6 protein-coding genes are annotated in these 8,657 nt (G+C 45.2%); all 6 read right to left on the reverse strand.

What is annotated here, in order from left to right:
* Positions 1–2: 2 nt before the first annotated feature.
* The 6 genes from INT19_RS08070 to INT19_RS08095 all read right to left on the reverse strand — a co-directional run bounded on the left by INT19_RS08070 (position 3) and on the right by INT19_RS08095 (position 8,652).
* Positions 3–371: a hypothetical protein gene (locus tag INT19_RS08070; protein ID WP_193060391.1), complete on the reverse strand. Its 369-nt coding sequence runs from the start codon at positions 369–371 to the stop codon at positions 3–5.
* A 222-nt stretch (positions 372–593) separates the two neighbouring features.
* Positions 594–1,298 carry a 4'-phosphopantetheinyl transferase family protein gene (locus INT19_RS08075; protein ID WP_193060392.1) on the reverse strand — a complete coding sequence of 235 codons (705 nt, stop codon included), beginning with the start codon at positions 1,296–1,298 and terminating at the stop codon, positions 594–596.
* 146 nt (positions 1,299–1,444) lie between these two features.
* The gene (locus tag INT19_RS08080; protein WP_193060393.1) at positions 1,445–3,499 is read right to left on the reverse strand and encodes a TonB-dependent receptor; all 2,055 of its coding nucleotides are present in this window, start codon (positions 3,497–3,499) and stop codon (positions 1,445–1,447) included.
* 305 nt (positions 3,500–3,804) lie between these two features.
* Positions 3,805–5,106: an MFS transporter gene (locus INT19_RS08085; RefSeq protein WP_319022184.1), complete on the reverse strand. Its 1,302-nt coding sequence runs from the start codon at positions 5,104–5,106 to the stop codon at positions 3,805–3,807.
* 7 nt (positions 5,107–5,113) lie between these two features.
* Entirely contained in the window at positions 5,114–6,865 is a 1,752-nt protein-coding gene (locus tag INT19_RS08090; protein ID WP_193060395.1) for an ABC transporter ATP-binding protein, read from the reverse strand.
* On the reverse strand, positions 6,859–8,652 hold the full coding sequence (locus tag INT19_RS08095; RefSeq protein WP_226912594.1) for an ABC transporter ATP-binding protein: 1,794 nt from the start codon (positions 8,650–8,652) through the stop codon (positions 6,859–6,861). The genes INT19_RS08090 and INT19_RS08095 overlap by 7 nt, the downstream gene beginning before the upstream one ends.
* Between the last annotated feature and the right edge of the window lie 5 nt (positions 8,653–8,657).

Consider the following 8,657-nt stretch of genomic DNA (forward strand, 5'->3'; position numbering starts at 1 on the left):
GCCTAAAAGACCTCAGAGGCGACAGATTTCTTGACAACTACCGACACTCGGGTAATCGCAAGCTCAGAGCCGGATTCTTTCGCGGGCTCCTCTGTTTGCCTGGCCACCTCTGGTTCAGGAATGGAGGAAACCTCAGGCAATGTCAGCCCCAGACTCCTAGCCGGCTGACGCAACAAGAGCGCCTGCACCCTTGAATCATTACGCCTGAAATCCATCATAGAAGGCAGGCCCGCACCACCACGCGCCACAACCTCACAGTAAATACGTTCCAGGTCCGTCTGGGCTGACGCCAGACAATCTTCATCAGCGCTGGCAACCGACATCCAGCCAAAAGCCAGAATCATGGGCAGTTGTTTTTGACACGGAATCACGAAAACTCCATCTGGTGTACTTTGATTGCTTACCATACAGCGACGTGACTGGTTGACGCAGGTATGTTGGAGCGCTTGCAGCATCATTGCAATGCCCACATATCCCTGAACGTACACGGAAGGGCCAGAAACCGGGGGCCATCTGAATAATATCAGGTTCTGGCAGAATCTTGACTACGACGATTAGTACACCACTAGCATTAACGTATATTAAAAAATATTCTAATCAACTATAGAAATGGCCAATGTAAAAACCTGCCCTGGCTCACAATTATAGAAAATTTTAAACACCAAATTCCGCCTCAAAATATCTAAAACACTGGATGACAATTCAACAACAAAATAATTATACTTCTCATTCCAAAAAACCACCTTTGAGTCAGAAAACTCAAAGTATCGATGCGATACCGGATAAATAGCTTTAAATAAACTTTCTTTACCCGAAAATAAAATCGTCAGCCCCTGCGAATAAGAAAGTGATAAACTTTTCAACAATGAAACCTCTGCTCTCCCTGCAATAATTCCTGACAAATCTACACTTTGCTCTTGAGACATCCAATTTTCAACATCTACACCTAGCAACACCGGCTCCCTATACTTTGCAACGGCAACCGCACACTTATCATTGTGGGAAATTGAACCAACAAAACCTTTCGGCCAAATTGGCTCACGATTTCCACCAATATCGAGTTGGACCGGTTTTTCTTCTAACGCACATATAGCATCACAAGCTACAACTCTACCGGCGATGAATTCAGCCTTACGCTTGACCGCCGCTGCATTTAGCTGCAAAGGCAAAAATATATCATATGGATAAATATCATTTTCAATAAAATTAATTACATCAAAATAACGAACATAAATAAACTCACCTCCCAAATGTAAAACTTCAGACTTACCAATAAAACATTCACTCGATCTAGGCACCAGCGACACCCTTAAAATAAAAAAACGATATACAAATAAAAAATCCAGGCACACATACTGGCTAGATATCCAATATGCCTACCCGGAAAACATTTAATGTTATCGCAAAAAACATACAACCGAAAAAACAAAAACTATATACGAACCTACCACTTGACTTTGAAATCAACTCCCATAGTCATTGGATCGCCGGAGCGGCCATACCAATTATCGTTCATGACAAATGCACGAGTAACATATTCTTCATCAAAAAGATTCTTAGCCCACAGCGAAGCTTCATATCTACTGTCTGCATAACCAGTCCGAACATTAAACACACCAAAATCTGACTGACTTTCTGTGTTTTCATTATCAAAATACATTTTTCCTATAACGCTATAATCAAAATTTACAAAATAATTATTCATAAACGTATAGTCAGCGCCCAGCGTATAAGTATAACCAGGTGTGTTCGCCGGACTTTTATCGGAATAATCATAATCTCCTACATAATTACCACTACCATCATACCGAGACACATTGTAATCATCGAAATGAGCATCATTATATCCGCCGTTGGCGAAAAGCTTTAAATCAGAAGTTGCCATCCAACTAACGTCCAATTCAACGCCACGACTGACAGTCTTACCCGCATTATCGGTATATGAATAAGGATATTGCTGCTGCTCAACCTGCTGATCCTTCCAGTCAATCCAGAACAGGGCGCCATTGACTGTCAGGCGGCCATCCAACCACTGACTCTTCATACCCAATTCGTAATTCATGGTATATTCCGGATCATAGGCAGGCGCCACTCCACTTGGTACCAATGGGTTAAAACTACCACTCTTATAGCCTTCAGAAACCGAGGTGTAAACCATGACATTTTCACCTGCATAATAGTTTACGCCCACTTTTGGCAGAAGTTTCGTGTAAGAATTGGTATACTGAGCGGACATCGCGCCACTGGCATAATCGAAATCCAGTTCTGAGCGGTCATAACGCAGACCAGAAACGAATTCCCATTGATCACTTATAAGATAGCTGACGTTACCGAATACAGCGTAGTTTAGTGACTCCATATCTGAATAGGAGTCACCCATTGGGTACTCCATATAGTAATAATCAATATCATTTATTGAATCTTCGTTTTCAAAGTAGATACCAGTCAGCCATCTCAATGCCTGATCCTGCTTTGAATTAAAACGGAACTCCTGCGTAAATCGCTTCTGCTTTGAAATCACATCTAAAACAGTTTGATATTCCGGAAGAGGGGTAAAATCCAGATCCTGCTCGCTATCTTTATTTTCGTATGTATACGCAGTAGTCGATGTAAAATCAACGTTATTACCTTGTCGACTGACCCGTACCGATCCTGTATACACATCAACATCATTATACCCGTCTGTGTCCGAATAGACTTTATGAGAGTCGGATTTTATTTGACTTAACGATGCAAATGAATTGTTTCCGTTACGCTGCTTCTGGCCCTGGATGGTCGTAATCATGTCCCATCTTGAGTCTAATGGACTCCATCTAAGTTTCACGCGTCCATTTAAATTATTCACATCATCGAGTTCATCATTGCCATCCGTAGAGCGCGTGAAATATCCGTCATTCTTATCAAACTGAAATGCCGCCCGATATGCCAGTTCATTATTGATTGCATCATTGGAAATCAGAGTCGTTTTGAGTTCGCCGTAATTACCAACCCCGAGCCCAACGCTTCCTTCTTTTCGAAATTCAGGGGCATTAGTTATGACATTGATAACGCCAGAGGAGGCATTTTTACCATACAGAGTACCTTGCGGTCCCCGTAATACCTCAACGCGCTCTGCATCAAAAATATCTGTATCAAAAGTCAGATAGGGAACGCCATCAACCAGAAACAATACTGTCTGCGACCCTTCCATTGTTGGTGTAATTCCTCGCAAGGACAAAAAACTGGCATCGGAAGGGTTGCCGGATTTAATCATACTTAAATTCGGAGTCTTATTGACCAGGTCGTAAGTGTCACTGATATTTCTTTTTTCTAATTCTTTTTCAGAAAAAACAGACAGGCTTACTGGAACATCCTGAGATCCTTGCTCAACTTTTTGTGCGGTCACAACGATAGGTTCGATCTCGAAAACCTGGTTTTCCGCCTCCTCTGCATAACAAGAAGCCGATATAAAAACCGCGACCAAAGAAACGGGAGGGATTTTTTTCCAACGTGAAGACATTCTTATATTCCTCATACTATTAAGATAAAAATCAAAATAAGCGGGACTCCGAATAAAGAATTCAGAGCACAAAACAGCTATGCACTGGTTGGGATGAAAGCATTAATTTGTGTCAAAGAAATCGCGAATCTGGACTCTTAAAGCGCCAGACAACCAATTTGCAACACAGTATTGCAAATCAGTCATGCAAAGTCAATAATGCGATTGATTATCATTGAGATTTTTTTGGAACAGATGAACGCTGGATAAAAAAACAAACAGAAAAGAAACCAGCCCTGATAGATTCAGCGCTGGGGGCCCGCAAATTAAGCGGGCATTAATTGCTGATTAAAGTGCGCGTAATAACGAAGCTTGAATAACGCGACCAGGCACAGCAGCGCAAGACAGGACCCAGCAACAAAAACAACGCTGTAACCCAGGCTGCCGGCAACATAAGTAGCAATCGATGAAAATACAATTTCACACAAAGTCTGAGTGCTTTGAAAAATAGCGATGTTCGTCCCTGGCTGCGGTGTTCTCTGCGAAAAACGCATTGTGTAGGTATAGGTGCTGACCGCCACCAACCCCATCCCCAGACCTACAACCAGCGCACTCATCCAGACAAACCAATTCGCAGAAATCAACGCCTGAGCCAAACAAAGCCACAACCCTCCGCCGAAAAGGACCATCACCAGTCCTGCTGCCAGTGTAAAGCGATATCCCCGCCATTGAATAACCACACTCGCAAATAGACAACCAACTAACATCATCATCAAATGGGCCACGCCAGTAAGCGTACCTATCTCTGTCATCGACCACCCCCCGTCTACCAGGATAAATCTCGAAATGGCCAGAATCACCACCCCGTAAACCGTGACCAGAGAACATAAAACCAGACTCGATGTTGCAAGCGGTGTACGAAAAAACAGTCTGAGCGACGCTTTTTCGGCTCGATGCCTCTGCCCCACCCGAACCTTTTCTGACCAAAACAAGACCGGTAATAACGACAGGAGCACCAGAACAGACAAGGCTATATAGGTGTGGTGATAACCGAGATATTCAAACAATACCAATGCCAGCGGCCCGGCAACCAACAAACCCACCAATATTCCCGACATCTGAATGGTATTGATTAGCCCCAGGTAGTCGGATTGACTATTCTCGGCCGCAAATCCATCCGTGGCGATATCCTGTGTAGAGCCGGCAAAAGACATGATTGCCAGAAATATCATCAGGCTGAATAGCGATGCTTCATCAATCTCAATGAAGGATAAACAATAAATCGATCCCGCCATGAGTAACTGCATTGGAATGATCCACGACTTTCTATAGCCAATGCGAGCAATACAGTGGTTATCAACAAAGGGGCTCCATAAAAATTTCAGTGCCCAGAAGAGACCTGCCAACGGGACCATAGCCGTCATTTCCAATGACAACTGTGAAGATCTCAACAACGTGGGGACCGCATGAAATACCAGTCCCATGGGCAATCCCTGAGTCAGGTATAAGCAGAAGAGTATAACTATCAGTTTCTTACCTGGGCCCGAAGACGGCGACAGCTGCTTCTGCTGTCCGGATAGTTCATGTGTATACATCTCAATATTTCGACCTTTTCGTGATTCATCCATGGCCTGTCTACCCGGCAGCCAACACCCAGCTCTGGGACTGATGCTGCAGATGCCATAACTCGTGGTACAAGGACTGATTGGCCAACAACTCACTATGCTGCCCCTGTTCAACAATTTTGCCTTGGTCAAGAACCACAATCTGATCCGCATGCTGAATCGTGGATAATTTATGGGCAATCACGAGAACCGTTTTCTTTTGAATCAAAGCCTGTATAGCCATCTGAATCTCATATTCATTTTCAGGGTCCAGGGATGCAGTTGCTTCATCCAGGATCACAAAGGGAGCATCTTTAAGCATCGCCCTGGCGATCGACAGGCGCTGCTGCTCACCTCCGGATAAATGTACCCCAGCCGCCCCTATTTCTGTCTCCATCCCATCAGGCATAGCCCGCACACGTGCAGCCAGCTTTGCCATCTCCAGCGCCTGCCATAATTCATCGTCACTCGCGCCTGGTCTGGCGACCCGCAGATTATTTGCAATGGTGTCGTTAAATAGATAACTGGCCTGAAAAACCACACTAACATGTTGCAGCCAGTACTCTTCATCCATCTCGGTCAGTTTCACCGGGTTTTGCAGATCACCAACCCAAATCGCTCCTTCATCCAACTCCCAAAAACGCGCGATCAGGGAGGCTGCCGTTGATTTACCTGATCCGGACGGGCCAACCAATGCAGTAATTTTCCCGCTTTCAAGAGTGAGGCTAAAGTGCTGAAACACAGTGGCCGAACCGGGATAAGAAAAGCTCACGTCTTCCATTCGAACCGTCATGTCCTGCAATTTCGGTCTTTTCGAACCACCGCATAACTGCGGCAGTGCAATCAGTTCATCAACCCGTCCAACAGCCAGGTTGAGGAAGTTCAGTTCGGCCAGAAACATCGACATATTCAGCAACGGACGGAAGAAACGCGTCGCAGCGATCAAAAACAGCAGCACTTCAGCCAGGGTCAGCGATTCCCCTAACCAGGCCCAGGTCACAGCCACCAGTAATACGATAAACCCGACCTCAACCAGGAAATTAAAGCTATATACTGGCCAGACCGCGGCAACCTCGGCTTTCATTGCTTTCTGCCGAGTCTGATTCAAAACCGAGTCCAGACGTTTAAACATACTGCCGACCATCTGATGGGACTTCAGTTCTTTCAGCCCATCCACATACTCCATCACCGCATCGTTGAGCTGGTGCATCAACCCCTGCATATGATCTTGCCACTTTCGGGCATAGTTGCGTGTCAGCCAATAAGCCACCACCGCCAGAGGGAGCGTCGACATCATCGCAAGACCCATACGCCAGTCTTTCAGTGTCAGCCCCAGTGCAAAAAAGATCAGCACTGAAGCCGTTGCGATCATAGGCGCATAGAGATGGGTAAAGATCCGCTCAATGAGATCGACATCTTTTAGTAATCTATTGTTAATATTGCCGAAATCGGAGCTTTGAAAAAAACCCATCGGCATTTTTCTGAGATGCTCACCCAGTCGTTCCCGAATTTGGCGCCCGGCAGCAAAGCCAATCAAATTAATCTTCAGATGAATCGCACGTGCCAGGAATACGCGCGCTACCATCATGATCACACACCACATTACCAGGCTGAGCTGATATTGAAGACTGGGATTGGCTGACAGCATATCCAGCAGAATATAGTAGAGAAACCCATACGGAGCCGAGGCAAAAAAAGCGTCCAGTACCGTCAGACCTATTGTGAACTTAAGGCCTTTTAAGGAAGAGCCCGTCAGTCGTTTCAATGTTTTGATTTTCAACATGTCTCTTTTCCCACTAAATACAATTCGCTTTGCTGCGTCAGTTGTTTCTCTGTCATCCGCCACTGCTTGGTTCGTTGATGAGCATTCCACATCGCTTGGTACAATTCGCACTCTGCAAGCAACTGTGTGTGGGTACCTTGTGAAACATTCCTGCCGTCCTGAATCACAACGATCTTATCGACCTGAGTCAGGGTATTGAGCCGGTGAGCAATCACGAGTACTGTTCTGCCACGCATTAAACGGGAAATCGCCTGCTGAATCCGGACTTCATTCCGGGCATCGGCATAGGCTGTGGCTTCGTCCAAAATGAGGATAGGAGAGTTTTTAGCCAGCGCTCTTGCTATCGCAATCCGCTGAGCCTGCCCTCCACTTAAACTCCCCTGTTTAACGATAGTCTGATACCCATCCGGCATTTCCTGAATGAACTCATGGGCACAGGCGGCTATTGCTGCACTTTCTACTTCGGCAAGAGAAAGCGCCTCGTTACCCATACGAATATTGTCGGCAATTGACTGTTCAAAAATAAACACATCCTGAAAAACAAAACTCACCAACGACATCAATTGATTTAAAGGAAACTGCTGGACCGGAACACCACCAATCCGGATGCTTCCGCTCTGGTTATCAAAAAAGCGTGGGATCAACTGTGCAATTGTAGTTTTACCAGCACCAGAAGGGCCTACGATTGCTGTAATCCTGCCTTGTTCGGCGACAAACGAGACTTCATCCAACGTCTTGTCCGTGGCTCCATCATGGGTAAAGCTCACCTGATCAAAACAAATATCTGTGCTGACTACAGCCTGAAGTGAGTCACCTTCCTGCTGCGGTTTATGGGTACAGAAACGCTGGATCGACTCGACCCCTTTCAACATTTCGCTGAACATGCCCCCAAATTCAACCAGGTTATATAAAGGCTGCATTAACCCTACTCCAAGCAGCATAAAAACGAACAAGGTTGGCAAGCTCAGACTACCCTCTGCATGAAGCCATACGCTGACCGGAAGTATAAATATGAAGCCGAGTTCAAGCGATAACTTAAACAGCGCAGCCGGGGTTTTAGTATCCAGCAACCAGTTGGTGACCAGTTCATGGTGAGCTGCAACGGCCTGGCGGTATTTCTGATAGGAGCTCACCTTTATATTGAAGGCTTTTACTACCTGAATCGATTTAACAAAGTCGACAATACAGATATGCAGATCACCAACCACTTGATAATAACGTTCAACCCGCTGATTAAACCCTTTAAACATCTTCACTTGCAGGAAAATTGCAATCGGAAGAGGCAGAATAGCCAGCAAAGCCAGACGCCAGTCAATATAAAACAAAGCAAGCGTCGCAACTATGGGCATCACAATTGCTGCGGCCATATCGGGCATATGGTGCGCTATAAATGTTTCTACTTTATCTACATCATCGGCAATAATTTTTTTTACCGTCGCTGAAGCTTGCTTATTACTTTCACCCAAGGTTAATCGGCCAACACTATCCACCAGCTTTTGCCGGAGTTCAAACAACAACTGAAAAGCCGCTTTATGTGACAATAATCCGGATAATAGTTGAAATGCCATCTTTGCAACCAGTGCGCTTCCGGCAGCCAACACCCAGTACCACACTTCTTTTGTTCCAGTTATAGTGCCATTTACAAAACCATCGATCATTTGATAGATAATCAGATAAGGAACGATAGTCAACAAAGCATAAATCACAGCCAAAATCATAGAAACGATTAACCGACGCTTCTGGCTACCAACCAGCTCCACAAACCATTCAACCGTTTGATTTTTCAATTTAA

It is taken from the genome of Halomonas sp. 3A7M, from assembly GCF_014897875.1.
In the GTDB taxonomy this organism is placed as follows: domain Bacteria; phylum Pseudomonadota; class Gammaproteobacteria; order Pseudomonadales; family Halomonadaceae; genus Vreelandella.

Bases quoted from the DNA above. Each gene is read 5' to 3' on its own strand.
- INT19_RS08080 (WP_193060393.1), bottom strand. From the start codon at position 3,499: ATGTCTTCACGTTGGAAAAAAATCCCTCCCGTTTCTTTGGTCGCGGTT.
- INT19_RS08085 (WP_319022184.1), bottom strand. From the start codon at position 5,106: ATGGATGAATCACGAAAAGGTCGAAATATTGAGATGTATACACATGAA.
- INT19_RS08090 (WP_193060395.1), bottom strand. From the start codon at position 6,865: ATGTTGAAAATCAAAACATTGAAACGACTGACGGGCTCTTCCTTAAAA.